The sequence below is a fragment of the Herbidospora sp. NBRC 101105 genome, assembly GCF_030269205.1.
Lineage (GTDB): Bacteria > Actinomycetota > Actinomycetes > Streptosporangiales > Streptosporangiaceae > Herbidospora > Herbidospora solisilvae.
Genome location: NZ_BSSX01000010.1, coordinates 104,416 through 127,214 on the forward strand (window position 1 = coordinate 104,416; position 22,799 = coordinate 127,214).

28 protein-coding genes and 1 tRNA gene are annotated in these 22,799 nt (G+C 71.3%); 18 read left to right on the plus strand and 11 right to left on the minus strand.

Translation table 11 applies throughout. The annotated features are described in order from the left end of the window. From QSK34_RS35290 to QSK34_RS35300, 3 genes are all read left to right on the plus strand, one after another. The gene (locus QSK34_RS35290; RefSeq protein WP_161483816.1) at positions 1–1,272 is read left to right on the plus strand and encodes a cation:proton antiporter; all 1,272 of its coding nucleotides are present in this window, start codon (positions 1–3) and stop codon (positions 1,270–1,272) included. A gap of 81 nt (positions 1,273–1,353) precedes the next feature. Then, entirely contained in the window at positions 1,354–2,013 is a 660-nt protein-coding gene (locus QSK34_RS35295) for a response regulator transcription factor (protein WP_202610890.1), read from the plus strand. Further along, positions 2,010–3,206 (plus strand): sensor histidine kinase, encoded by a 1,197-nt coding sequence (locus tag QSK34_RS35300; RefSeq protein WP_285590832.1) that lies wholly within the window; start codon positions 2,010–2,012, stop codon positions 3,204–3,206. Before QSK34_RS35295 ends, QSK34_RS35300 begins: the two co-directional genes overlap by 4 nt. On the opposite strand, the gene QSK34_RS35305 is transcribed toward QSK34_RS35300, so the two are convergent. Beyond that, positions 3,139–3,843: a sulfotransferase family protein gene (locus QSK34_RS35305; protein WP_285590834.1), complete on the minus strand. Its 705-nt coding sequence runs from the start codon at positions 3,841–3,843 to the stop codon at positions 3,139–3,141. The genes QSK34_RS35300 and QSK34_RS35305 overlap by 68 nt on opposite strands. A gap of 71 nt (positions 3,844–3,914) precedes the next feature. Next, entirely contained in the window at positions 3,915–4,133 is a 219-nt protein-coding gene (locus QSK34_RS35310) for a hypothetical protein (RefSeq protein ID WP_285590836.1), read from the minus strand. A gap of 206 nt (positions 4,134–4,339) precedes the next feature. Between QSK34_RS35310 and QSK34_RS35315 the strand changes: the two genes are divergently transcribed. Together QSK34_RS35315 and QSK34_RS35320 are read left to right on the plus strand one after the other, a co-directional pair. Further along, positions 4,340–4,582 (plus strand): hypothetical protein, encoded by a 243-nt coding sequence (locus QSK34_RS35315; RefSeq protein WP_161483820.1) that lies wholly within the window; start codon positions 4,340–4,342, stop codon positions 4,580–4,582. Further along, complete coding sequence (locus tag QSK34_RS35320; RefSeq protein ID WP_285590840.1) at positions 4,579–5,031, plus strand: SRPBCC family protein; 453 nt, start codon at positions 4,579–4,581, stop codon at positions 5,029–5,031. Before QSK34_RS35315 ends, QSK34_RS35320 begins: the two co-directional genes overlap by 4 nt. Before the next feature lie 304 nt (positions 5,032–5,335). Here QSK34_RS35320 and QSK34_RS35325 read toward each other — a convergent pair. Continuing rightward, positions 5,336–5,407, minus strand: a tRNA-Val gene (locus QSK34_RS35325). A gap of 457 nt (positions 5,408–5,864) precedes the next feature. Here QSK34_RS35325 and QSK34_RS35330 point away from each other — a divergent pair. After that, entirely contained in the window at positions 5,865–6,281 is a 417-nt protein-coding gene (locus QSK34_RS35330) for an SsgA family sporulation/cell division regulator (protein WP_030455469.1), read from the plus strand. Positions 6,282–6,334: 53 nt separating this feature from the next. Beyond that, positions 6,335–7,726: an LVIVD repeat-containing protein gene (locus QSK34_RS35335; protein ID WP_285590842.1), complete on the plus strand. Its 1,392-nt coding sequence runs from the start codon at positions 6,335–6,337 to the stop codon at positions 7,724–7,726. Positions 7,727–8,075: 349 nt separating this feature from the next. On the opposite strand, the gene QSK34_RS35340 is transcribed toward QSK34_RS35335, so the two are convergent. Beyond that, a complete protein-coding gene (locus QSK34_RS35340) occupies positions 8,076–8,444 on the minus strand; it encodes a hypothetical protein (RefSeq protein ID WP_161483824.1) in 369 nt (122 codons plus the stop codon). Next, on the minus strand, positions 8,438–9,277 hold the full coding sequence (gene sigJ / locus QSK34_RS35345; protein WP_285590845.1) for an RNA polymerase sigma factor SigJ: 840 nt from the start codon (positions 9,275–9,277) through the stop codon (positions 8,438–8,440). Before sigJ ends, QSK34_RS35340 begins: the two co-directional genes overlap by 7 nt. 84 nt (positions 9,278–9,361) lie before the next feature. Between sigJ and QSK34_RS35350 the strand changes: the two genes are divergently transcribed. Further along, complete coding sequence (locus QSK34_RS35350; RefSeq protein ID WP_285590847.1) at positions 9,362–9,847, plus strand: carboxymuconolactone decarboxylase family protein; 486 nt, start codon at positions 9,362–9,364, stop codon at positions 9,845–9,847. Here the strand turns inward: QSK34_RS35350 and QSK34_RS35355 are convergent. Together QSK34_RS35355 and QSK34_RS35360 are read right to left on the minus strand one after the other, a co-directional pair. Further along, positions 9,834–10,025, minus strand: coding sequence for a hypothetical protein (locus QSK34_RS35355; RefSeq protein WP_285590849.1), 192 nt, complete (start codon positions 10,023–10,025; stop codon positions 9,834–9,836). The genes QSK34_RS35350 and QSK34_RS35355 overlap by 14 nt on opposite strands. Beyond that, a complete protein-coding gene (locus tag QSK34_RS35360; RefSeq protein WP_285590851.1) occupies positions 9,983–10,279 on the minus strand; it encodes a hypothetical protein in 297 nt (98 codons plus the stop codon). The genes QSK34_RS35355 and QSK34_RS35360 overlap by 43 nt, the downstream gene beginning before the upstream one ends. Positions 10,280–10,385: 106 nt before the next feature. Here QSK34_RS35360 and QSK34_RS35365 point away from each other — a divergent pair, with 106 nt between their 5' ends. From QSK34_RS35365 to QSK34_RS35380, 4 genes are all read left to right on the plus strand, one after another. Then, complete coding sequence (locus tag QSK34_RS35365) at positions 10,386–11,264, plus strand: DNA-3-methyladenine glycosylase family protein (protein WP_285590853.1); 879 nt, start codon at positions 10,386–10,388, stop codon at positions 11,262–11,264. 72 nt (positions 11,265–11,336) lie between these two features. Beyond that, on the plus strand, positions 11,337–11,675 hold the full coding sequence (locus QSK34_RS35370) for a DUF5713 family protein (RefSeq protein WP_285590855.1): 339 nt from the start codon (positions 11,337–11,339) through the stop codon (positions 11,673–11,675). A 150-nt stretch (positions 11,676–11,825) separates the two neighbouring features. After that, positions 11,826–12,524 (plus strand): methyltransferase domain-containing protein, encoded by a 699-nt coding sequence (locus QSK34_RS35375; protein ID WP_285590857.1) that lies wholly within the window; start codon positions 11,826–11,828, stop codon positions 12,522–12,524. Further along, positions 12,521–13,102 carry a GNAT family N-acetyltransferase gene (locus QSK34_RS35380; protein WP_285590858.1) on the plus strand — a complete coding sequence of 194 codons (582 nt, stop codon included), beginning with the start codon at positions 12,521–12,523 and terminating at the stop codon, positions 13,100–13,102. Before QSK34_RS35375 ends, QSK34_RS35380 begins: the two co-directional genes overlap by 4 nt. Here QSK34_RS35380 and QSK34_RS35385 read toward each other — a convergent pair. Next, entirely contained in the window at positions 13,097–13,516 is a 420-nt protein-coding gene (locus QSK34_RS35385; protein WP_285590860.1) for a protein-tyrosine phosphatase family protein, read from the minus strand. The two genes, QSK34_RS35380 and QSK34_RS35385, sit on opposite strands and share 6 nt — an antisense overlap. Before the next feature lie 19 nt (positions 13,517–13,535). Here QSK34_RS35385 and QSK34_RS35390 point away from each other — a divergent pair, with 19 nt between their 5' ends. From QSK34_RS35390 to QSK34_RS35400, 3 genes are read left to right on the plus strand one after another with little or no spacing between them, the layout of a single operon-like run. After that, complete coding sequence (locus QSK34_RS35390; protein WP_285590862.1) at positions 13,536–14,525, plus strand: hypothetical protein; 990 nt, start codon at positions 13,536–13,538, stop codon at positions 14,523–14,525. 11 nt (positions 14,526–14,536) lie between these two features. Continuing rightward, a complete protein-coding gene (locus QSK34_RS35395; protein WP_285590864.1) occupies positions 14,537–14,740 on the plus strand; it encodes a helix-hairpin-helix domain-containing protein in 204 nt (67 codons plus the stop codon). Then, positions 14,737–15,273, plus strand: coding sequence for an NUDIX hydrolase family protein (locus QSK34_RS35400; RefSeq protein ID WP_202610891.1), 537 nt, complete (start codon positions 14,737–14,739; stop codon positions 15,271–15,273). The genes QSK34_RS35395 and QSK34_RS35400 overlap by 4 nt, the downstream gene beginning before the upstream one ends. A 7-nt stretch (positions 15,274–15,280) precedes the next feature. On the opposite strand, the gene QSK34_RS35405 is transcribed toward QSK34_RS35400, so the two are convergent. The 3 genes from QSK34_RS35405 to QSK34_RS35415 all read right to left on the minus strand — a co-directional run bounded on the left by QSK34_RS35405 (position 15,281) and on the right by QSK34_RS35415 (position 19,108). Continuing rightward, positions 15,281–17,167, minus strand: coding sequence for a hypothetical protein (locus QSK34_RS35405; protein ID WP_285590866.1), 1,887 nt, complete (start codon positions 17,165–17,167; stop codon positions 15,281–15,283). 94 nt (positions 17,168–17,261) lie between these two features. Continuing rightward, positions 17,262–17,579 (minus strand): nuclear transport factor 2 family protein, encoded by a 318-nt coding sequence (locus tag QSK34_RS35410; protein WP_285590868.1) that lies wholly within the window; start codon positions 17,577–17,579, stop codon positions 17,262–17,264. 74 nt (positions 17,580–17,653) lie between these two features. After that, positions 17,654–19,108, minus strand: coding sequence for an MFS transporter (locus QSK34_RS35415; RefSeq protein WP_285590870.1), 1,455 nt, complete (start codon positions 19,106–19,108; stop codon positions 17,654–17,656). A 222-nt stretch (positions 19,109–19,330) separates the two neighbouring features. On the opposite strand from QSK34_RS35415, the gene QSK34_RS35420 reads away from it, so the two are divergent. From QSK34_RS35420 to QSK34_RS35430, 3 genes are all read left to right on the plus strand, one after another. Beyond that, entirely contained in the window at positions 19,331–20,149 is an 819-nt protein-coding gene (locus tag QSK34_RS35420; RefSeq protein ID WP_285590872.1) for a hypothetical protein, read from the plus strand. Then, positions 20,124–21,218 (plus strand): hypothetical protein, encoded by a 1,095-nt coding sequence (locus QSK34_RS35425; protein WP_285590874.1) that lies wholly within the window; start codon positions 20,124–20,126, stop codon positions 21,216–21,218. Before QSK34_RS35420 ends, QSK34_RS35425 begins: the two co-directional genes overlap by 26 nt. 182 nt (positions 21,219–21,400) lie before the next feature. Then, positions 21,401–22,771 (plus strand): ricin-type beta-trefoil lectin domain protein, encoded by a 1,371-nt coding sequence (locus QSK34_RS35430; protein WP_285590876.1) that lies wholly within the window; start codon positions 21,401–21,403, stop codon positions 22,769–22,771. The last annotated feature ends 28 nt before the right edge of the window (positions 22,772–22,799 follow it).

Here is a 22,799-nt window from a genome sequence, read left to right on the forward strand (position 1 = left end):
ATGGACGCCAATCTCGAACTCATCCTGAAGGTGCTGCCCGCCCTGGTCGTCATCCTGGCCGTCGCCGCGCTCTGCGGTCAGCTCGCGCTGATGGTGCGCCAGCCCCGCGTGCTGGGGGAGATGGTCGCGGGCGTGCTGCTCGGGCCGACCCTGTTCGGCTGGTTGTTCCCGGCCGCGCAGCAGTCGCTGTTCCCGCCCGAGATCAAACCGATCCTGTACGTCCTGAGCACCATCGGCCTGACCCTCTACATGTTCCTCGTCGGAGCCGGCCTCGACCACAAGGCGAGCAGCCGCGCCCAGGTCAAGAGGGCCGGCGTGCTGGCCCTCTCGGGCTTCCTGCCGTCGCTGGCCCTCGGCTTCGGCGCCGGCCTGCTCCTGTACGGGACCCTGTCGGGCGGCGAGGTCAGCCGCTTCGAGTTCGCCCTCTTCCTCGGCGGCGCCCTCTCGCTGACCGCGTTCCCGATGCTCGCCCGCATCCTCTATGAACGCGGGCTCCAGAACTCCCCGATCGGCCGCCTCACCCTGCTCGCCGCCTCGGTCGACGACGCGGTGGCGTGGTGCCTGCTGGCCCTGCTCACCGCCCTCCACCTCGACACCGGTTCGGGCGGCGCGATCCGCACGATCGCGCTGACCGCCCTGTTCGCCGTGGTCGTGCTGAAACTGGTGGCCCCGCTGCTGCGCCCCCTCGGCGCCCGCTTCGCCGCCACGGGCACCTTCACCCCCACGATGATGTACGTCGTCGTGCTCGTCCCGCTGACCGCCGGCTGGCTGACCGACTGGATCGGCGTCTACGCCGTGTTCGGCGGCTTCATCGCGGGCCTGGCCATGCCGCGCGACCCGAAGTTCCGCGAGGCCCTGCACAGCCGCATGATGGAGGTCGTCTCCACCCTGCTGCTGCCGGTGTTCTTCACCTTCTCCGGCCTCAACACCCACCTCGACGGCATCGCGGGCGGCACGATGCTGCTGGCCTTCCTGCTGATCCTGGTGGCCGGGTTCGTCGGCAAGTACTTCGGCTGCGCCGTGTCGATGCGCGGGATGGGCTTCTCCTGGCGCGAGTCGTACGCCGTCGGCGCCCTGATGAACGCCCGCGGCCTGATGATCCTCATCTTCATCAACATCGGCCTGGCCCACGGGATGATCGGCCAGGAGGTCTTCGCGATGCTCGTCCTGGTCGCCGTCATCACCACGGCCGGCGCGGTGCCCCTCTACCAGCTCGCCCTGCCCGCCCGGCTGGAGACCAGAGAGCCGGACCGGGAGGACGAGTTGGTGTAAATTTCATCTACTTTCAGCGGAACCACAGGTGGGATCTCCCACCCTCTGGCGCTTCGGAGGCTGGAGTGACAACTTGGTTCCGTGGCACGTCGGCTGCTGCTCATCGAAGACGACCGAGAACTCGGCGCGCTCCTCGTCGAGATCCTCACCGACCACGGCTACGAGGTGGACCACGCGCTGGAGGGACAACGCGGCCTCCACCTGGCGCTCAGCCGGGCCTACGACGTCATGGTCGTCGACCGGGGGCTGCCCGCCCTCGACGGCCTCGACCTGCTCCGCCGACTCCGGCGCCGGGCCGTCACCGTCCCGGCGCTCTTCCTCACCGCCTTCGGCACCGTGCACGACCGAGTGACCGGCCTCGACGCCGGCGCGGAGGACTACCTGGTCAAACCCTTCGAGGTGGACGAACTCCTGGCCCGCGTGCGCGCCCTGCACCGCCGCCACGCCGACCACGCCGAACTGCTCCCGCTCGGCCGCGCCTGGCTCGACCTGGGCGCCCAGGCGGTGCACCTGCCCGACGGAGCGCAGGTGCCCCTCTCGGGCCAGGAGTGCCGCCTGCTGCGCGCCCTGGCCGTCCGCCCCCGCCACGTCCACACGAGGGCGTCGCTGCGCCGCGGCGTCTTCGACGGCGCCACCACGGAGTCGATCGTCGACACCTACGTCTACTACCTGCGCGGCAAACTGGGCTCGGGCGTGGTCCGCACGGTCCGCGGCGTCGGCTACCGGCTGGGCAGCCTGTGAACGCGCTGCTGACCCGCGCCCGCCGCAGGGTGACCCTGCGGACCGCCGGGGCGATCTCCGTGCTCCTGCTGATCATGGGCGCCCTCGTCTACAGCGTGATGGTCGGCCAGCAGGACGCCGCGGCCCGCCGCGAGGTCCGCGCCGGGGTCGAACGCGCCCTGCTCACCAGCCCGCCGCCCTGCCTGTGGCTGGTCGAGGCCGAGGGAGACGTCATCCGCCGCTCCCCGGGCGCGCCCGAGGCCCTCCCGTGGCGTGCCGGGATCAGGTCCGTCGCCCGCGACGGCGGCGTCCGCGTCGACCGGGTCGAACTGGGCGGCCTCGAGTACCTGATCCGGACCGAACGCCGCGGCGACGTCATCCGCCAGGCCGCGCTCGACCTGCGCTACCAGGTCTCCGAACGCAGCCGCCTGCTGCACACCCTGATCGCCGCCGAGATCGTGGCGCTGCTCGCCGCCGTGCTGATCGCCCATCTCATCGCCTGCCGCGCCATCGCCCCGCTCGGCGAGGCCCTGGCCCGCCAGCGCCGCTTCACCGAAGACGTCAGCCACGAACTGCGCACCCCCCTGGCCCGCCTGCACACCAGGGCCCAGCTCGTCTCGATCCGCCTCCGACGCGGCGAACTCCCGGTGGAGGACGTCGACCGCCTCGTCAACGGCACCCGCGAACTGGGGGAGGTCGTCGACGACCTGCTGCTCAGCGACCGCCTCCGCCGCCCGGTCGACCTGGCCCTGCTGGCCCAGGAACTCGCCGAGGCGGAGTCACCGCGCGCCCAGGCCCGCGGCGTCACGATCGAAGTCCACCGCGACCCCGCCCCGGCGGTCGTCAGCGGCGCCGCCCCCGCCCTCCGCCGCGTCCTGTCCGCCCTGGTCGACAACGCCCTGACCCACACCGCCCCCGGCGGCCACATCACCATCACCCTGGCCTCGGCCGCCGACCGCGTCAGCCTGACGGTCGCCGACGACGGCGAGGGCCTGGCCCCCGGAGACCCGGCCCGCCTGTTCGCCCGCCACGTGACCGGAGGCACCGGCTACGGCCTCGGCCTGGCCCTGGTGAAAGAGGTCGTCGACGGCCACGACGGAATCCTGACGGTCGGCGGCGCCCCCGGCGAAGGAGCGGTCTTCACCATCACCCTCCCAACCGACGCCGCCCGAGGACGAGCCGCCTCAGTTCCAGCCAGGGCCGCCGGCGGTTGAACTGGATACGATCGTTGACGTGCGGAAAGGGCACGTCGGGAACCGGCACCCCGAGGAACCGGCACAGCGGCCCCCACCCCTCCCGGCACTCGTACACGAGCAGCCGATCGGCCGGGATCGCCGCCTTCACCGCCTCGTTGTGGCGAAGGAAGACCTCGATGCAGTGCTCCCGGTCGTCCAGCCGTCCCCCGAACACCCGATCGGCGACGGTGGCCTTGGCCATCTGGGGAAACAACGCCATCTCGGGCACCCGCCGCAACATCATCCGGTGCAGCCACCGCTGCCACCGGGAATCGGGCTCGTCGTTCTCGACCGCCCGATGGAAGATCGTGTCCCGGGCGCTCTCGTACCACCGGTCGGGATCACGGACGGTCAGCACGACCTTGGCCTCGGGATAGTGGGTGATCAGCTCCCGCCAGTAGGAGACGGCGGGGAAGTCGACGGCCGACCTGAAACCCTGGAAGATCGTGTCCCAGTCCGTGGTCCTGCCGTCGCCCACCTCCAGCCATTGGCGGACCCGGCGAGGATCTTCGACGACGTCGGCCATGTGATAGCAGGGGCCGAAGCCCAGTTGTTCGAGGGCCGCTTTGAGGGAAAGCGTGCAGGTCCGCCCGAAACCGGCGCCGATGACGTCCACGAGCAGCCTCCATGATGGGTTCCCCCAAGATCGTCGCCGACCCGAGGGAGGCCACCGGGACGCCACGCCGTTCACCCCTCGCTGAGCAGGGCGGCCTTGACCTCGCCCCAGGCGCGGACCTCGGTCGCGGGCATGACAAGACCCAGGAACGGCTCGACGGCGTGGATCTGGTTTCGAAGCCGGCGGGCCAGCCGGATGCCACCGGGATCGACGGGCCGCTGGGCGCACAGCCGGGCGACCTCGGCCACGGGAGGCACCGCCGCCGGCCACCGCTCCACCGCATTCCCCATCGAGGGCAGCTTCCACGGCTGCCCGCCCGCTCGTCTGGTCCAACCCGAGCACCGTGCCCGTGATCACCAGATCGGCGAAGAAATCGAGACCGCCCACCGCGCCATCGTGCCCCACCCAAGAGGCCGGGCTCACACCGCCGCTGCGTAGATGAGCATTCGACCGTCGACGACTGGCCGCATATCGCCGATCTTGGTACATTGTTACCATGGTACAAATCGAGCGTGCTCAGACCGGTCTCCGCATCGAGCGGAACACCTTGAAGGTCCTGAAGGGACTGGCCGAATACCTGGACATCTCCCTAGGGGATCTCGTCGAAGGGATCGTGCTGCACGCGTTCGAGGGCAAGGTGCCGTTCGGGCCGGAGACCATCGCCCAGATCGACAAACTGAAGTCGGTGTACGGGCTGACCCTCACCGTCGCCGACGCCCACAAACTGGAGGAGAAATGAAAACGCGATGCCATCTCACGGGCAGCTTCGAGGTAGCCCTCCCGCCGGAGGAGGCCTTCCACCTGTTCACTCCGGCCGGTGAGCGCGCGTGGGTCGATGGCTGGGATCCGGTGTTCCCCGACCCGATGGGGGAGCAGGACGACACCCTCCCGGGCACCGTGTTCCAGACACACGCCGACGGAGACGCCACCACCTGGGTCGTCCTGGAGCGGCGACGCGGCCAGATGATGTCCTACGCTCGACTGACCCCAGGACACCGCGCCGGCACCGTAACCGTCACCCTTGCCCCCGCATCGGCGCAGATCACCGAAGTCACGGTGACATACGACCTCACCGCTCTGACGGAACCCGCCCAAGCTGAACTCGAGGCATTCGCCGAAGGCTATTCGGCCTTCATGCGCTCCTGGCACGACACAATCGCGAAGCACCTCAGTTCCCAAAGCCATTGACGTTGAGCGCTCGTACGGCGATCAGGGCCACCGAGCCGTCCCATCTCATGCCAGAACTTCGTTTGGGGAGCCAACGGGCCGGGCGAAGCGAGGAGTTCCAGGGAGCGGGAGGGGCGGAGCCCTTCGCCAGGAGCGAAGCGACCCGGAGCGCCAGCGACGAAAGGGCCGCGAGAGCGGACCGGGGGGAGCGCGAGGGGGCGAAGCCCTCTCGTATCGGGGGTTCGGGGGGTCGTCCCCCCGTGTAAACGACGAAGGAGACCCGGGAAAGCGGCGAAGCCGCTGACCAAGGTCTCCCTCTCCAGAGTGGGCGATACTGGGATCGAACCAGTGACCTCTTCGGTGTGAACGAAGCGCTCTCCCGCTGAGCTAATCGCCCGGGATGATCGTTCCCCTGCGGGGTCCGACAGCAAGAACCATACCGCACTCCACCCCCTCCACGCGAAGCGAAGCCCGAGTCGAGGCCCGTCCGACCCCTGGAGTCCCCGCCGTGTCTCAGGTCTGTCCCCGCATCGTCATCGAAAGGTTCTCCAGGAACGGGCGGCGTGGCGGTCTGTTGGCATAGCATCGTGATGCTCCACACTCGACCAATAAGCACCACCTGAAGCCCATCCACGTCTCGGAGGACACGCAAAACCATCGCAAACACCGGGTCGGTTATGGTGTTTGTGCAGGTAGATGCCAAAATGTCTGGCTGTGCTGTGCGTTACAGAACGGCCGGACGGCGGAATCTTCCCTGCAAGGTTTCTTCGTTCCGCGTCATAGCTCGGGACGTGGTCCGTCTGAGCAGTGAAAGCCCCGCAGGGGGTCCCGACGACGAAAAGGTTTGGCTGACGATGAACAGCACCACCGTCTCTGCCGAGCTGGGCCTTCGGCTTGTCGTCCCAGACCGCACGACCGTCCCGCTGCTGGCGGGGTTGAGCTACACGGCCGAAGACCCTTACGCCATCCGCATGGCCTTCCATGTCGGGAACGACGAGCCGGTCGAATGGATCTTCGCGCGCGAACTGCTGACCGTGGGGATCGTCCGGCGGGTGGGCGACGGCGACGTCCAGGTGTGGCCGGCCCGGTCCGACGGGGAGCGTACGCTCCACATCAGCCTGACCTCGCCGTTCGGGCAGGCGTTGTTCGAGGTGCCGCTGGCGCCGCTGACCGAGTTCCTCCACCGGACCTACGAGCTGGTGCCGGCCGGGCGTGAGGTCGACTTCATGGATCTCGACGAAGAGCTGTCCAACATGCTCTGGAGCTCGTGAAACCGTTACGCATTCCCCACGTAAACGGGCCATCCGTGCCATAGCGTTCCCCCATGAGGCGGATCTTCTGCGTCCTGGTGGTGGCCCTCTTAGCGACCGGGTGTTCTCCGGGCGGTGACACTCCGCCTCCCAAGGCGTCCCCGCAGGCGGCGGCCTCCTCGGCGGCGCCCGTGCTGGCGGTCGACGAGATCGATCACAGCGACAACATCCGGGTCGTCGCCAACGTCCCTCTTGAGGCGCCTTTCGACGGCGACGAGGCGTGGGGGACCGATCTCGCCTTTCAGGGCGATTACGCGTTCGTCGGAAACTATGCCGGGTTCACGATCGTCGACATCTCCGACCCGGAGAAACCCTCGGTCGTCTCCCGTACGGTCTGCGAAGGCGGCCAGAACGACATCTCGGTCACCGGGGATCTGCTGTTCCTTTCCGTCGACTTCCCCCGAGACAACGAATCGTGCGTCTCCAAGGACTCGGACGAAGGCGCCGCCGGGGCGTGGGAGGGCGTGCGCATCTTCGACGTCTCCGACAAGAAGCGGCCGAAGTACGTGACCTCAATTCGTACCGAATGCGGATCGCACACCCATGCGGTGCTGCCGGGCGACAAGACCGTGTACGTCTACGTCGCCTCCTCCGGGCCCGTCCCCGACTCCACGACCTGCCCGCCGCCGCACTCCGCCATGGACGTCATCGAGGTGCCGGTGGACGCCCCCGAGACCGCCCGGGTGGCCGCCCGGCCGCCGGTGTTCGGGGAGCGGCCCGTCACCGAGGGCTCGGAGTACGAGGAGCCGCGGGGCTGCCACGACGTGACCGTCTATCCGGAGCGGAAACTCGCCGCGGGGGCCTGTTTCGGCGACGGCGTGCTGATGGACATCTCCAATCCCTTGTTGCCGCGGGTCCTCCAGGTCGTACAGGACCCGAATTTCGCCGTCTGGCATTCGGCCACCTTCAACAACGACGGCACGAAACTGGTATTCAGCGACGAACTCGGCGGCGGGACCTCGGCGACCTGCGACAAGGCGACCGGGGTGCAGGAGGGCGCGAACGCCATTTACGACCTGACGCCCGAGAACACCCTTGAGCGGCGCGGCTATTTCAAAATCCCGCGGGTGCAGACGGGCGAGGAGAACTGCGTCGCGCACAACGGATCGCTGATTCCCGTCAAGGGCAAGGACATCATGGTCCAGGGCTGGTATCAGGGCGGCGTCTCGGTGTGGGACTTCACCGATTCGGAGAACGCGCGGGAGATCGGCTATTTCGAGCGCGGGCCTTTGCGTGCGGGGCTGAGCCTGGGCGGGTCGTGGTCGGCCTATTACTACAACGGGTTCATCTATTCGAGCGACATCACCAAGGGGCTCGACATCCTGGAGATCAACGACCCGCTGACCGACCCGGCCAAGAGCGTGAAGATGACCGAACTCAACGTGCAGAGCCAGCGGAGTTACTGATACACCAGCGCGTGGACCCACGACCGACCTGGACATTGAAGGACCTTCTCGACAGCGGCGAAAACCTGATCGGGCTCGATGAGGGCATGTTCTACATCCAGGACGTGGACGGGTTCGACGGTGAGGAGTCTCCGGCGGACGACTCCTGGCCCGAGGTGATCGACAACTGCATCCAGGTCACCGCCTCCTGGGGACGAGGTCCCCGAGTGGCCCGACGACTGGTGGGAGGCGGGTGCCGGCGTCGTCTATTTCGAGTCGGCCGAGATCTGCGTGAGCAGCGTCTACGGGCTGGAGTGCGTCGCCTACCTCCATCTGGGCCGGACGGAGAGCCGCTGGAGCTTCCGGATCCTCAGGCCGGACGCTCCGGACGAGGCCTACCTGGTTCAGTTCTGGCCCGGCTGAGCTGGACGAGGCTCAGGCCGAACATCAGCACCCCCAGCGGCACGTGGGCCACCGCCACCCCCGCGATCCCCAGAGCCACCTGAACCAGTGTCAGGGCGAGGAAGAGGGCGGCGTACAGGATCGGCTGTGGCGAGCCCCCGAGCGGTCGCCACTGGACGATCGTCACGATCACGTGGACGACCGCGACGGTGAACATCGTGTACGCCGACGCGCTGTGCAGAGCGAGCCCGCTCGGTGTGGTCAGCAGCAGGCCGGCGGTGATCGGCGCGATGAAGAGCACCAGTGTCCGCACGGCGATCAGGACGTTCGTCACCATGGCCGCAGCTTCTCCGGGTTGCGGACCGCCCAGATGCGGGTGATCAGATCTCCGGCCACGTCGAAGGCCAGGACCGTCACCGTCACGCCGTCCTGGCGCATCACCAGGCCGGGCTGGCCGTTCACGGTGCGCTCCACGAGGGTCAGGTCGGGCAGCTTTCCGGCGAGTTCGGCGGCGTAGCGGACGACCTGGTCGACGCCCTCGATCGGGCGCAGCACCGCGTCGGCCAGGCCGCCGCCGTCGGCGGTGACCGTCACGCCGGGGTCGAGCAGGGCGATGAGTGCCTCGATGTCGTGGGCCTCCCACGCCCGCTTGAAGGCCCTGACCACGTCGGCGCGGTCCGTCGCCGGCACCGACGGCACGGCGGCGACGCGGCGGCGGGCCGAGGAGGCCAGCTGGCGGCAGGCGGCCGGGCTGCGGCCGACGATCTCCGCCACTTCGGCGAAGGAGTGGCAGAACACGTCGTGCAGGATGAACGCGACCCGTTCTGCCGGGGTCATCGATTCGAGCACGACGAGGAAGGCCATGCTGACCGACTCGTCCAGGGTGACCCGGTCGGCCGGGTCGCCGGGCTGCTCGGGCACCGGTTCCGGGATCCACTCGCCCACGTAGCGCTCGCGCCGGACCCGGGCCGAGCCCAGCAGGTCGAGGCAGATGCGGCTGGCCACGGTGGTCAGCCACGCCCCCGGTGACACGATGGCCCGCTGCCGGTCGGGTGGCAGCGCGTACCAGCGCGCATAGGTCTCCTGTACGACATCCTCCGCGTCCGCCAGAGAGCCGAGGAGCCGGTAGGAGAGGTTGATCAGATGTCGTCGTTCGTTCAGTTCTGTCACGTCGCCCCCTTCACCCCACTCGACGAGACAGCCGCCCGGGATGTGAGGCCTCACATTCGGCGCCGTCACGTCGTCGAGGTGACCATGACCGAACTTCAGTCCCGGCTGCCCGACCCGATGCGCTACTTCCCCGGTATGGGGGCGATCGCCGCCGGCATGTCCAAGGCCGTCCACAACGGCACGATCCCCGACAGTACCGTCTACCTGGTGCATCTCCGTGCCGGGCAACTGGCCGGGAGCACCTATCACGCCCTCCGCCAGACGCGGAACCTCCGCGAGGCGGGGGAGACGGAGGAGCGCATCACCGCCGTGGCGTCGTGGCGTGACGCGCCCTGCTTCACCGACGCCGAAAGAGTCGCGCTGGAACTCGTCGAGGCGGTGCTCGCGCCCCGCCCCTTCGTGCCGGACGAGCTGTTCGCGCGGGCGGCCGAACTCTACGACGACCACGCCCTCTGGACGCTCACCGTCGCGATCGGCCAGATCTGCTTCTTCATCCCGGTCGCGCTGATCGCCCGGCCCGTCCCGGGCAGGCCCGTCGGGCAGAACTACAGCGCGGTCAGCCGACGGTGAAGCTGACGTCGCCGTCGCCGCCGATGGACGCGGCCGACCAGTCCGAGTGAACCGACCAGGGGCCGTCGTCGCCACCCTGACCGGGGTCCTCGGGAAGCGACGTCGCCCCAGTCGGCGGGCGGCCGACCAGGAGCGTCAGCGCGTGCAGCGCCGCCGGGTCGAGCGGCCCCGACGACAATCGCAGCGCCCGCCCGGCAGCCGCACGTCGGCGACCAGCCGGGTGCTGCGGTCGGCCGGCGCGACCGAGGCGTCGGGCTCGGAGGCCGCGTCGAGGGCGGTGACGGCAGCGGCCCCGAACTCGCCGGTGTCGTGGACGTGGACCGCCGGCCAGTCGGTCACGAGCAGGGACCGGGTGCCCGTCCAGGAGAAGCCGCCGGACTGCTGCTCCCGGGGCCTGGGGGTGGAGTCTGCTGTCGAACACGCCACGGCCATGGCCGCTCCTCTTGTACGCCGCACTCCCGACGCACCGCGTCATCGTGCCGGGAGGCCCCGGCGAACATGGAGAAACGCACATTCGCCGTGCCCCTACGATGCGCAGATGACCACGCACGGATTCACGCTGACCGCCCGGGGCGCCTTCGACTTCGCCGCCACGCTGCGGTTCGTCGAGGAGTGGCCGGCGGCGAGCACGCTTCCGTCGGACGGCGGGACCCTGCGCTTCGCCTACTGCGCCGAACACGACTGGAGGCCCGTGGGGGTCGCCGTCACCGCCGCCCCCGGCGGGGTGCGGGCCGAGACCACCCGGCCCGCCGGGCCCGCCCTGCGCGGCGAGGTGGCGAGAATCCTGTCGCTCGACGTCGACGGGACCGGCTTCGAGCGGGTGGCGGACGCCGACCCCGTGCTGAAGGACCTGCGGGCCGCCCATCCGGGCCTGCGGCCCGTGTGTTTCTGGACGCCGTGGGAGGCGGCCGTCTGGGCGGTGATCGTGCAGCGGTCGTCGATGGTCGTCGCGCGGAGCCTGAAGGGGCGCATCGCCGAGAGGTTCGGCGCGCGGATCGTCGTGGACGACGCCGAGCACGCCGTCTTCCCGCCGCCGATCAGCCTGGTCGACGCCGAGGGGTTCGGGCTGCCCGCCCAGAAGGAGGAGTGGATCAGGGGCCTGGCGAGGGCGGCCCTCGACGGGGTGCTGACCACCGAGTACCTGCGGAGCGTGCCGCCGGAGGAGGCGCTGGCGGAGCTGCGCGCGCTGGCGGGGGTGGGGCCGTTCTCCGCCGGGCTCATCCTGATCCGGGGCGCGGGCGCCCCCGACGCCTTCCCCGGTGACGAGCCGAGGTTGTTCGCGCTGCTCCGAGAGGCCTACGGGCTGCCGGAGGACACGCCGCCGAAGGAGTTCAAGAGGCTGGCCGACACGTGGCGTCCGTTCCGGTCGTGGGCGTCGTTCCTGTTCCGGGCGGCGACCTACCGCGAGAGCGAGTGACGGCGGAATTGTCGGTGGGGCGCGGCAGGATCTGCACCGCCTGATCGATGCGTCCGGAGCAGGAGAGCCCGCATGCCCGTCAACCCGAAGATCGCCGCCCACCCGTTCCTCGCGGGCATGTACCGCGACGACTACTTCCCCGATCACCTCGTCGACAGGGGCAGGGCGATCCTGCTGCGGTTGTGCGACCGCATCGAGGCCGAGCGGCCCGCCGACCTGGCCGCCCTCTACACGCTGACCCACGCGGCGACCGACGAGTTCAACACGCTCGACGAGGAGTTCCACGAAGCGGGGAGCGAGATCGAGACCGCCGCGCGGGAGTGGATCGCCGACGACTTCTGGATCGTCGCCTCCGCCTACGGCTTCGACGACGCCGACGTCGAGGAACTCATCGCCACCCGCGACTGGTGACGCGGGGCGCACAGTTACCGATTTGTCGTTTTTAGAGAGGAATGCCTGACTGGAACGGTCCTTGCCGGTTGGTGTCCCCGTTGTCACGCTCGACTCGTCAGCCGGATACAGCCACGGGAGCGCCACATGGCGGTGTTTCACGGTCGGGACATGCGCGACTATCTGGCCCGGGTCTCCCGGCACGCCCTGGTCAGGACGATCCGGGACCGGGGCGTCGAACTGGTCAAGGTGTGCCCGGGGGAGCGGGTGCTCGACGCCGGCTGCGGCCCCGGCGACATGGCCGCCCGGTTCGCCGGCCTCGGCGCGCACGTCACCGCGATCGACGCCGACCCGGCGATGGTCGCGGTGGCCGCCGAGATCCCCGGCATCACGGCACAGACGGGAGACCTCGCGGCTCTCCACCGGCCCGGCGCCTTCGACGTCGTGTGGGCCGAACGGGTGCTCCAGCACGTCCCCGACCCCGACCGGGTCGTCGGCAACCTGGTGCGGGCGCTGGCCCCCGGCGGCCGGATCTGCCTGGTCGACGTCGACTGGACCGGCCTGGTGGTCGACGGGGTCGACGACGACCTCGCCGACCAGGTGCTCGGTGTCTTCCGCACGGTGGTGCCCCACCCGTCGATGGGACGTACCCTCCGCCGCCGCCTCGTGCGCCAGGGCCTCACGACCGTCGAGGTCACGGCGTTCCTCGGCGTGTCGACCGACCTGGCGGACGCGGCGGCGGTCATCCCCGTGCTCGACGAACGGCTCGTCCCGGCCCCCGGCGCGTGGTTCTCGGCGCTGCGCGAGGCCGCCGGCAGGGACGAGTTCCTCATGGCGCTGCCCGTCTACCTCGCCGTGGGGTCGGCATGATGACCTTCGAGGTCCACCCGCCGGACGGCGAGTTCGGCGGGCGGCCCTGGCAGCGGGAGCTGGTCGGGTTCCGCAGCGAGGTGCTCAGGTCCTTCGGGCTGCCGTCCGGGCTCGACCACGACGTCCACGACGGGCCCGCCCACCACCTGCTGGCCCGCACCCCCGACGGCGGGCTCGCCGGGTGCGCCCGGCTCGCCCCGCTGGAGGACCTGAACCCGAGCCGGGTGCTCACCCTCGAACCGCGCTCGGCCGACATCCTGACCGAGGCGGGCCTCACCGCCGCCGATGTGCTCGAAGGCGGACGCTGGCTGGTCGGCGCGGAGCACCGGCACGCCGGCGTGGGCAGCCGGCTGGTGCTGGCCGGAGCGGTCGTGGCGGTCCGGCTGGGCCGCAAACTCGCCTGGGTGCTGGCCGGTACGGCCCACGGCCAGGACACGCTCCTCATGAGAATGGGCTTCCACGCCCCTTCCGGCCGGGTCCACGAGATGCCCGACCTGGGGTATCCGGTCCGGCTGCTGACGGTCCGTCCCGATCGTCTGCTGCACGGCCGGGAGGAACCCGAGGTCGTCTTCCTATAGGGAGGCGGCGAAGCGGTGGATCCAGCGGCGTTGCCACGGGGTCTCCACCGCCCTCCGGTGGTGGTTGGCCCGCACCCACGCCACCGCCTCGTCCGGGCCCAGGCCCGTCAGCGTGGCCAGGCAGGCCAGCACCGTCCCGGTTCGGCCCACCCCGCCGCCGCACGCCACCTCGACGTCGGCTCCGGCGGCGGCGCGGTCGTACAGGCCGCGGATCGCCGTGGCCGCGCGGGCGGAGTCGGAGGGCAGCCAGAAGTCGGGCCAGCGCACCCATTCGGAGGGCCAGGGCACCTGCGGGGGGCGGCCCACGACGTACAGGCCGAAGTCGGGGAGCGGGCCCGAGGGCAGCGGACGGCGGAGTCCGCGGCCGCGGACCGGGGTGCCGTCCGGCAGGAGAAGAGCACCGTTCAGGGTCATGGGGAAATATTGTGGACGGATGCGCGCAATCATCGCGGTCTTATTGGCGGCATCCGCCTCTCCCTGGCAGGTCGCCCAGGTCGTCCACTCCCCGGGAGACGACGTGTTCGCCGACGTCGCGGTCACGGCCGACGGCACCGTCTGGGCCGCCGGGCACCGGTCCGTGAACGGGCGGCGCCAGGGGTTCGTGCAGTCGCTCAAGGGCAAGGCGCGCAAGACGCTGCCCGGACGGCTGCCCGAGTTGTCGGCGGTCACCGCCTCCGGGAGCCGGGTCTGGGCCTTCGGGCCCAACCGGGCCTACGCCTGGAACGGGCGCGCCTGGACGTCGTGGTCGCTTGGCACGTTCCTGGCCGCGGACGCCGAGACCGTCTCCGCCCGCGAGGTCTGGGCCGTCGGCGGGAACACCTCGCGGCGCTGGACGGGGTCGTCGTGGAAACGCCACCCCGTCCCCGGCAGCGCCCAGGCCGTGGACGCCGGAGGGGGTCAGGTCTGGGCCGCGGGGAGCGGCGTCTTCCAGTGGTCGGGCAAGGCCTGGCGCAAGGTGACGTTGCCCAAGATCCCGCTGCCCACCGAGGACGCCACCGCCACCTTCATCGACGTCGCCGTCGTCAGCGCGCGCAACGTGTGGGCCGTCGGCGGGGTCACCTGGGAGGGGGCGAACGCCGAGGGCGACGACGTCACCTTCTCCCGGCCGCTGGCCGTGCACTGGAACGGCTCCCGGTGGCGGATGTCGCTCGGGGCGGCGCAGGGGCAGCAGTACACGGAGGCCGAGCCGGACGGCAAGGGCGGGGTCTGGATCGCGCAGGGCGGCTGGAACCCGCGTTTCTGGCAGGTCAGGGGCACGAGCTGGGAGAGCACACCGCTGCCCCGGCCCAAGGGGTTTGACGCGTCGCTGGCCGCCGTGGCGCGCCGGCCGGGCACCTCGCAGGTGTGGGGCGCCGGGTTCACCTCGCCGGAAGGGGACCCCGACGACCCCGGAGCCAACGCCACGCTCTGGCGTGTCTCCTAGGATCGGCGACCATGACCGAACTCCCCACGATCAGCCGCCCCGCGAACGGGGCGCTGGCCCGGGCCGGCTGCCGCACCCTGGAGGACGTCACCCGGTTCACGGCCAAGGAGCTGCTGGCGCTGCACGGGATGGGGCCCAAGGGCATCCGCGTCCTCACCGAGGCGCTGACCGCCGCCGGGTTGTCGTTCCGCGACCCGGATAAGATCGAGCGATGACCGAAATGACCGAAACCGCGGCGGGCTGGCTGTCACCCGAGGAGCTCTCGCTCATGCGCGAGCGCCTCCCGATCCTCTACGTCGACGCCGTGCCGGTCCGCGCCGACGACAACGGCGTGGTCACCCACGTCGGCCTGCTGCTGCGCATCGGCGCCGACGGCACCGTCAGCCGCGCGCTGGTCTCCGGACGGGTCCTCTACGGCGAGCGGGTGCGCGACGCGCTGCTGCGGCACCTGGAGAAGGACCTCGGCCCGGTCGCGCTGCCCCGGGTGCCGCTGTCGCCCCAGCCGTTCACCATCGCCGAATACTTCCCCACCCCGGGAGTGACCCCCTACCACGACCCGCGCCAGCACGCGGTGTCGCTGGCCTACATCGTCCCGGTCGCCGGCGACTGCGCGCCCCGGCAGGACGCCCTCGACCTGGAGTGGTTCACCCCCGAGGAGGCGGCCTCCCCGATCGTCCAGCAGGAGATGACCGGCGGTCAGGGCACCCTGCTGAAGCAGGCGCTCGCCCACGTGGGCCAGATCGTCTGACCCTGGCTCAGCGCGGCTGGTAGCTGCACCGGGCCCCCGTCCTCACCGTCGCCCGCAGCTCCGCCGCCACCGCCTCGTCGAGCTCCTCTATCCGGGCCAGGGCCCGGCGGATCGCCTTGCCGACCGCCACTCTGGCCCGTTCGCCGTCGCCGGCGAACGCGCGCGACCGGCCCCCCAGCCCGGTCGCGGCGGCCAGCTCGGCCGCCAGCCACGCGTGTTCGGCGCGTAACGCCGTCGCCCCCGCCGTGTCGGTGAGCGCCTCGCGCTCCTCGATCGCCTCCTGGAGGCGGGCCAGCCGGGTCTCGTAGGCCCGGCGGGCCGTGGCGTCGAGCACCGGCTGATCCGGGGGCTGGTCGGGGACGCCGGCCAGGTCGGCGGCCGGGACCTCCCGGCCCGGGTTGGCGATCAGGACCGCCAGGTGGCCCATGCCGACGCTGTGCTCCACGAGCACCGAGCGGCCGCCGAGGTCCAGGCGCCAGTGGCGGCCGTGGCGGCGGGTCGAGGCCGGTGACGGGCCGGGGGAGCGGCGGTGGACCGGCTGCGGGAGTTCCATGCCGAGTTCGGCGGCCTCCTTGGTGGCCAGGTCCAGCTCCCGCAGCGCGCCCTCGTCGTCGAGGCCGTGGCGCAGCGCCAGGGCGTGGCCGAGCCGCCAGCGCGACAACACGGTGGCGGGCCAGTGGCCGAGGGCCAGGTTGTCGCGGACGGCGGACCGGAAGTGCCCGATCGCGCGGTCGAGGCGGCCCATGGTCAGGCTGGCCACCCCGAGCGGGTGGTGGGCCGAGCCCAGGCACGTGACCCCCAGGCTGGCGATGACCGGGCTGCCCTCGTGCGGGCTCAGCAGGTCGTAGACCTCGGCCGAGGCGGTCTCGTCGCCGAGCAGGTGGGCGGTCTCGGCGACGCCGTACATGGTGTAGAGCCAGGAGCTCGACCGGGGGAGCGCCGCCAGGTCGCGGCCCCGGATGCGGGCCAGCATGCCGGCCGCCAGGCGGTGCTCCCCGGCGGTGGCGGCGGCGATGGCCAGGCCGGCGAAGTAGCTGTTGTCGATCGCGCTCAGCACGGGGGAGTCGGCCTGGTCGTGCATCAGTTCGGTCAGTTCGGCGATGCGGCCCTGGAACCAGCGGATGGTGCCGAGCTGGCCGCCGTACCAGCCCGCGGCGTCGCGGTCGCCGGCGGCGGTGCCGCGTTCGGCGCTGGCGGTGGCGAGGTTCTCGGCGTGGGCGAACCGGCCCTGGCGGATGGCCAGCATCACCCGGATCGCGCTGGCGATGAACCCGGCCGCCAGGTGGGGGCTCCGGTCGAGCAGGGCCTCCAGTTCCCGCAGGCCGCGTTCGGCGTGCGGGTCGCCGAGTAAGAACAGGTCGACGGTACGCCACATCACCCCCATCACCGTGTCGCCCGGGCGGCCCGTGCGACCGGCGTGCCCGATCAGCTCCTTGGCCAGCGTGAGCCGGGTCTGGCCGTGGTCAGGGCCGAGCAGGCAGTGGTGGGCGAGGCTGAGCGCCTCGACCAGGGCGACCGGCTCGCCGGCGGTCCGGGCCTCGGCCAGCTCCAGCATGATCGCCTCATGGGCGCCCTGGCGGTAGTCCTCCTCACCCGCCAGCCGGACGCGCAGCCGCCGCGCCAGGTCGGAGCCGGGGTCGGCGGCGGCCAGGGCCTGCCACTGGCGGGTGCGCACCGTCGACTCGGCCTCGGCGGTGCGGTGCTCGTGCACCCAGACGCCCCCCAGACCCAGGGCCGACCGCGCCATCCCCTCGTGGTCGCCGTCGCCCTCGGCCTTCCGCCACGCCAGCTCGAACCACTGGCGGGCCGCCCGCAGATCCCCCTCCGCGTGCAGTGCGTGTTCCCCGGCCGCCAGGGCCGTGCCCTGTCCCTGGCGGTCCCCCTCGTGGGCCATCCGCGCTCCTTCTCGTACGTTTCATCGCGTACGTGAACAAGTGATAGACCCTCCGCTTGCACCACCCTTTCGTGGTGCTTGACCGATGTGTCCGTCAGGTGACGTCAAGCCGGTCGATCAGGGTGTCGTGCGTGCGGAAGGTCAGGGTGCCCGGCCCGTTGTAACCCTGGCCGGACACGGTGACCGCCACCGTGGTCGATTCGCCCGTGGTGCGCGCCCCCGTGACCACGATCTCGGTATGGGCCCCGATGAGCTCCTGTGCGTTCCACTCCGCGATGCGGTCGCGCCCCTCGAACGTGCGGCCGAAGACGTTGACGACGGCGTCCTCGGCGAACGCCCCCAGGAGCGCGTCGCCGTCTCCCCGGTTGGTGGCGTCGATCATCTGCTGGATGGCGGGTAGAAGCGGATCCATCGTGGTCCTCGCTGTGTGATCGGGTGATGTGTCCTTCTGGGCCACATCCCCCGCTCACGAGGACCATATGCCGGTTATGAAGGCCGGTGAACGTGGCCGGCCCCCATACCGGCCGCTTCCTTTGTGGGGGCGGCATACGCCACCGGCCGCCGGCGTCCGGGGACGAACACCATGATCAGCGCCGCCAGCATGGCGGCCGCCGCCCCCAGGACGAAGGTCAGCTTGAAGCCGTCGAGGGTCGGCACGAGGGTTCCGGCGAACGGCTGCGTCATGTGCGCGAGCGCCACGCCGACGACGGCGCTGGCGGTGGAGGTGCCCACCGAGCGCATCAGCGCGTTGAGGCCGTTGGCGGCGGCGGTCTCGGTGTGCGGGACGTTCGCCATGATCAGAGCGGGGATGGCGGCGAACGCCAGGGCCATGCCGGTCGAAGTGATCATGCTGACCACGATGAGCTGCCAGGGGGCGCTCAGCAGCCACAACGCGGCGATGTCGCCGGCCGCGAAGACCAGGGCGCCGGTCATCAGCGAGACCTTGGCGCCCTTCCAGGCCGACAACTTGGCCGACAGGGGCGACACGAAGATCATGACCAGGCCGCCGGGCGCCATGCACAGGCCCGCCACGAGCATCGACTGGCCGAGCCCGTGGCCGGTGGCGGCGGGCAGCTGGAGGAGCTGCGGGATGGCGAGCGCCTGGGCGTACATGGCGAAGCCGATCGCGATCGAGGCGATGTTGGTGAGCAGGACCGGACGCCGCGCGGAGGTGCGCAGGTCGACCAGCGGCCCGGGGCGGCGCAGCTCGTAGACGCCCCACACGGCCAGGATCACCAGGGCCGCGCCGAACAGGCCCAGCGTCAGCGGGCCGCCCCAGCCCCAGTCGCCGCCCTTGGTGATGGCCAGCAGCAGGCACAGCAGCCCGGCGGTCAGCCCGATCGCGCCGGGGAAGTCGATCCGGCCGCCGCTGCGGTCGCTCGACTCCGGTACGAGCGTCCACACCATGACCATGGCGATCAGGCCCAGCCCGGCGGCGCCCCAGAACAGCAGGTGCCAGCTCGCGTTCTGGGCGATGGCGGCGGCGGCCGGGAGGCCGAGGGCACCGCCGACGCCGAGGGAGGAGCTCATCAGGCCCATCGCGGAGCCGAGCCGTTCGGGGGCCAACTCGTCGCGCATGAGGCTGATGCCCAGCGGGATCACCCCGGCCGCGCAGCCCTGCAGCGCCCGGCCGACGATCATCGGCACGAGCGAGGAGCTGAGCGCCCCCACCACCGATCCGATCACCAGGAGCCCGAGGCAGATCAGCAGCAGCCGCCGCTTGCCGAACATGTCGCCCAGCCGCCCGGTGAGCGGGGTCGCGATGGCGCCCGCGAGCAGGGTGGCGGTCAGCACCCAGGTGACCGAGGCGGCGTCGGTGTGGAGGTAGCGCGGCAGCTCGGGCACGATCGGGATGACGATGGTCTGCATCACCGAGACCACGATCCCCGCCGAGGCCAGTGCTGTGATGATCGCGCCGCCGCGGCGAGCTGGGGGAGTCACGTGGTGCCTTTCCGTGCAGGTCGGATTGCATCCTATTCATGTCACTTTTGCACGGTTCGGCCCGGGTGCCTCCGTGTTGGCCGATCGGCTGTCTTTCCGCAGGGAACGCCTGGTGAACATCCTCACCAATGCCACCAAAAGCAATCAGGTCGTGAAATCCACTTAAGTCAGCTGTAGTCTTCTGTCGACAATTCGAATATGTCCATACGGGTGGGAGGGGTCGTGGCCGACGTACTCACGGAATCTCGCCGGAGCGTGGCCGCCCGTTGGCGGGAACGCCTGGTGCAGGGGAGCCGCCACGCACAACGCCACTGGGCGACCAGGACGGTCTACTACGCGGCCTGCCACGAGGTGGCCGAGGCCGGTGGCCGGGTCGGCAAAGAGGTGCTGGACGTGTCGGGGGGCTCGACCAGCACGTTGTACACGGTCGTGGGGCCGAGGGCGCGTCATTCGCTGGCGACGGCCTACGGCGAGGACCTGCCCGACTGCTTCGGGCGGGTCGACGCGCTGGCCGAGCTGGCGCGCGAGACCGTGGTCTGGTCTTTCTGGCCCTATCGCGATAGCTGGCTACAGATGCTGGAGTCAGGACCGGGCGGGCGGATGGCCGCCGCCGAGGGGCTGGTGCTGGCGGTGGCCGACTTCGCGGCCGACCATCCGGGCCTGCTGCGCGCCACCAAGCTGGAACCTCCGGTGTGCGCCGTCGAAGACCTGATGACGGTCTTCGGCCGCCGGGCCACCGCGCGCGAGGTCTTCTGCCTCCTGCAGAACGTGGTCATCGACGCGACACGCGGGCTGCACGTGCCGGCGGAGGTGGTCCTCGACGGGGTCCGGCCCGCGCTGGAGTCGCGGATCCCGGTCGTGGAACGGGCCGGCGAGCCGCTGCCCGCGCTCGCCGACGCGGTCGTGGCGGTCTTGTCGGCCCGGCTCGACCCGCCGCAGCGCACGGCCGCCGCCGACCTGCTCGAAGCCGCCGCCGACGCGCTGCGCCGGACCGTCAGGACAGAAGGGCGGGAACGTGACAACGGCCCCCGCGCGGCCTGACGGGGCGGCCCAGCCGGCCGACCGCTCGTGGATCGCCCGCCTGCGCGCCATCGTGCGCGCGGGCGGCCCGTCCGCCGCGGCCGAGCTGGGTGACCTGCTCGCCGGTGCCCGCGCCCACCTGGGCGCCTCCCACCCGATCGCGCTGCGCATCGCCGCCGCGACCGAACGGGAACTGAGCCGCACCCGCCAGGTCGACGAGACGGTGGCCGCCTGGTCGGCCGTGCACGCCGAGGCCGAGGTCTCCCTCGGCCCCCACGACCCGGTCACGATGGAGATCGCCAGCGGCCACCTGCGGTGGCTGGCCCGCCGGGCCCGCCCCGACGACCTGCGGCGGGCCCTGACCGCCCAGCGCGCCGAACTCGCCCGCCGCCGCGAGACCCTGGGCCACCACGACCACTGGACCGGCGTGGCCCGTACCGACCTGGCCGTCACCCTCCTGACCCTGCCGTTGCTCGAACCGGACACCCGCCGGACCACCGCGGAGGCCGCGGAACTGGCGGCCGAGGAGGCGGGCCGCCGGGCCGCCGTCCTGGGCGGCCACCACGTGCTGACCTGGGAGGCCCGCGCCCTGGAGGCCTCCGCCCGCCTGGCGGCGACCGGAGCCGGGCAGGGGACGGCGGCGAAGGCGGCACGGGAGAACGGGCCAGGACCGACCGCCGGGACCGGACGGGCTACGGGTGGACGGGCCGGGGGCGGGAGTGTGGCGGAGGCCGTGGCGCACGCGCTGACCGTGGCCGAGGCCTGCGTGTCGCTCGGGGGGCCGCTCGACGCGGGGCGGCAGATCCGGGCGGCGTTGCTCACCGCCGAGGCGCACCTGGCCGCCGACCGGCCGGGAGACGCGGAGCGGGCGGCGCGGCTGGCGGCCGGGTTGTTCGCGGTGCGGTCCCGGCCGTGGTGGGGCGGGGCGGATCCGGGGCGGCCGTGGGTGGTGATCGCCCGGACAGGGGCCCGGGCGGACGCCGCCGGCCACGCCGCCCGCGCCTTGTCGGAACGGTCCAGGTGGTTCCCGGCCGACAGCCTGTGGCGGGCCGAAGTGACCAGACTTCTCCACACTCTCGATGGGCGGTGATGACAGGAGAGCGCATTCCCGCAGCTCAGTGGATTCCGAAGGCCATCGGTGGGTGAATTAATTCGGAAACTTTCCTATTGACAAGGGTCTGTAGGAGGGTGTTCCATCCGAGTTAATTTAAGAGGAGAAGCAACGGCCGGGCTCTCCTCTCCTCGTACTCGCTCGTCGGAAAGAGACCCCCCATGCGCCTCCGCTTACTGTTGCGCGCCGGAGCCGTGCTGAGCGCCGCCGCGCTCGTGCTCACCGGTGTCGTCGCGGCCCCCGCCCAGGCGGCGGTCGGGCAGATCACCGGGATCGGCGGCAAGTGTGTCGACGTCGCCGCCGCCAACCCCGCCAACGGCACCACCGTCCAGCTCTACACCTGCAACGGCACCAACGCCCAGCAGTGGACGACCGGCCAGGGCCAGACCATCCGCGCCCTCGGCAAGTGCCTCGACGTCGCCGCCGCCGGCACGGCCAACGGCACCCGCGTGCAGCTCTACGACTGCAACGGCAGCGCCGCGCAGAACTGGACCCCCCAGGCCGACGGCACCCTGCGCGCCCTCGGCAAGTGCCTCGACGCCACCGGCAACTCCTCGGCCGACGGCACCCCGCTCCAGATCTGGGACTGCTTCGCCGGCGCCAACCAGCGCTGGACCCTCCCGACCGGCGGCGGCAACCCCGACCCCGACCCGGGCAACCCGGCCAAGTTCCCCGGCACGCCCTACCTCTACCTCGGCTGGGGCAGCCCGCCCAGCGCCACCTCGATCATGAGCCAGACCGGTGTGCGCTCCTTCACGATGGCCTTCATCCTGTCCGGCGGCGGCTGCGTGCCGCGCTGGGACGGCCAGCGCCCCCTGACCGGCGGCACCGACCAGTCGACGATCAACGCCATCAAGGCCGCGGGCGGCCAGGTCCAGATCTCCTTCGGCGGCTGGTCCGGCAACAAGCTCGGCCCGAACTGCTCCACCCCGGCCGCCTTCGCCGGCGCCGTGCAGCAGGTCATCAACGCCCACGGCCCCAACGTGGTCGACTTCGACGTCGAGAACACCGACGAGATGGGCAACTACACCGTCCAGGACCGCATCCTCAACGGCATCAAGATCATCAAGCAGAACAACCCGAACGTCCGGGTCGTCGTCACCATCGGCACGAGCCAGTCGGGCCCGGCCGGCGCCGAGGCCCGCTTCCTCCAGCAGGCCCGCGCGCTGAACGTGCCGATCGACAACTACACCCTCATGCCGTTCAACTTCGGCGCCTCCAACATCTACAACGCGACGGTCAGCGCCTCCGAGGGCCTGAAGAACCAGCTCAAGTCCCTCTGGGGCTACACCGACGCGCAGGCCTACGCCCGCATGGGCATCTCGGGCATGAACGGCTACTCCGACAACAGCGAGATCACCACGGTCGCCACCTGGACCCAGATCCGCGACTGGGCCCGCGCCCGCGGCCTCGGCCGGCTGGCCTTCTGGTCGGTCAACCGCGACCGCCCCTGCTCGGGCGCCCTGAACGACACCTGCTCGGGCGTGGCCCAGGCCAACTGGGACTTCACCCGCATCACGGCCGGCTTCTAGACCGGGAGTGAGGCCCCTCTCGTCCACG

Bases quoted from the DNA above. Each gene is read 5' to 3' on its own strand.
- QSK34_RS35330 (WP_030455469.1), top strand. From the start codon at position 5,865: ATGAACAGCACCACCGTCTCTGCCGAGCTGGGCCTTCGGCTTGTCGTC.
- QSK34_RS35310 (WP_285590836.1), bottom strand. From the start codon at position 4,133: ATGGGGAATGCGGTGGAGCGGTGGCCGGCGGCGGTGCCTCCCGTGGCC.
- QSK34_RS35360 (WP_285590851.1), bottom strand. From the start codon at position 10,279: ATGGCCGTGGCGTGTTCGACAGCAGACTCCACCCCCAGGCCCCGGGAG.
- QSK34_RS35335 (WP_285590842.1), top strand. From the start codon at position 6,335: ATGAGGCGGATCTTCTGCGTCCTGGTGGTGGCCCTCTTAGCGACCGGG.
- QSK34_RS35370 (WP_285590855.1), top strand. From the start codon at position 11,337: ATGCCCGTCAACCCGAAGATCGCCGCCCACCCGTTCCTCGCGGGCATG.
- QSK34_RS35340 (WP_161483824.1), bottom strand. From the start codon at position 8,444: ATGGTGACGAACGTCCTGATCGCCGTGCGGACACTGGTGCTCTTCATC.
- QSK34_RS35365 (WP_285590853.1), top strand. From the start codon at position 10,386: ATGACCACGCACGGATTCACGCTGACCGCCCGGGGCGCCTTCGACTTC.
- QSK34_RS35315 (WP_161483820.1), top strand. From the start codon at position 4,340: ATGGTACAAATCGAGCGTGCTCAGACCGGTCTCCGCATCGAGCGGAAC.
- QSK34_RS35350 (WP_285590847.1), top strand. From the start codon at position 9,362: ATGACCGAACTTCAGTCCCGGCTGCCCGACCCGATGCGCTACTTCCCC.
- QSK34_RS35395 (WP_285590864.1), top strand. From the start codon at position 14,537: ATGACCGAACTCCCCACGATCAGCCGCCCCGCGAACGGGGCGCTGGCC.
- QSK34_RS35405 (WP_285590866.1), bottom strand. From the start codon at position 17,167: ATGGCCCACGAGGGGGACCGCCAGGGACAGGGCACGGCCCTGGCGGCC.
- QSK34_RS35390 (WP_285590862.1), top strand. From the start codon at position 13,536: ATGCGCGCAATCATCGCGGTCTTATTGGCGGCATCCGCCTCTCCCTGG.
- QSK34_RS35430 (WP_285590876.1), top strand. From the start codon at position 21,401: ATGCGCCTCCGCTTACTGTTGCGCGCCGGAGCCGTGCTGAGCGCCGCC.
- QSK34_RS35410 (WP_285590868.1), bottom strand. From the start codon at position 17,579: ATGGATCCGCTTCTACCCGCCATCCAGCAGATGATCGACGCCACCAAC.
- QSK34_RS35375 (WP_285590857.1), top strand. From the start codon at position 11,826: ATGCGCGACTATCTGGCCCGGGTCTCCCGGCACGCCCTGGTCAGGACG.
- QSK34_RS35380 (WP_285590858.1), top strand. From the start codon at position 12,521: ATGATGACCTTCGAGGTCCACCCGCCGGACGGCGAGTTCGGCGGGCGG.
- QSK34_RS35385 (WP_285590860.1), bottom strand. From the start codon at position 13,516: ATGACCCTGAACGGTGCTCTTCTCCTGCCGGACGGCACCCCGGTCCGC.
- QSK34_RS35290 (WP_161483816.1), top strand. From the start codon at position 1: ATGGACGCCAATCTCGAACTCATCCTGAAGGTGCTGCCCGCCCTGGTC.
- QSK34_RS35320 (WP_285590840.1), top strand. From the start codon at position 4,579: ATGAAAACGCGATGCCATCTCACGGGCAGCTTCGAGGTAGCCCTCCCG.
- QSK34_RS35400 (WP_202610891.1), top strand. From the start codon at position 14,737: ATGACCGAAATGACCGAAACCGCGGCGGGCTGGCTGTCACCCGAGGAG.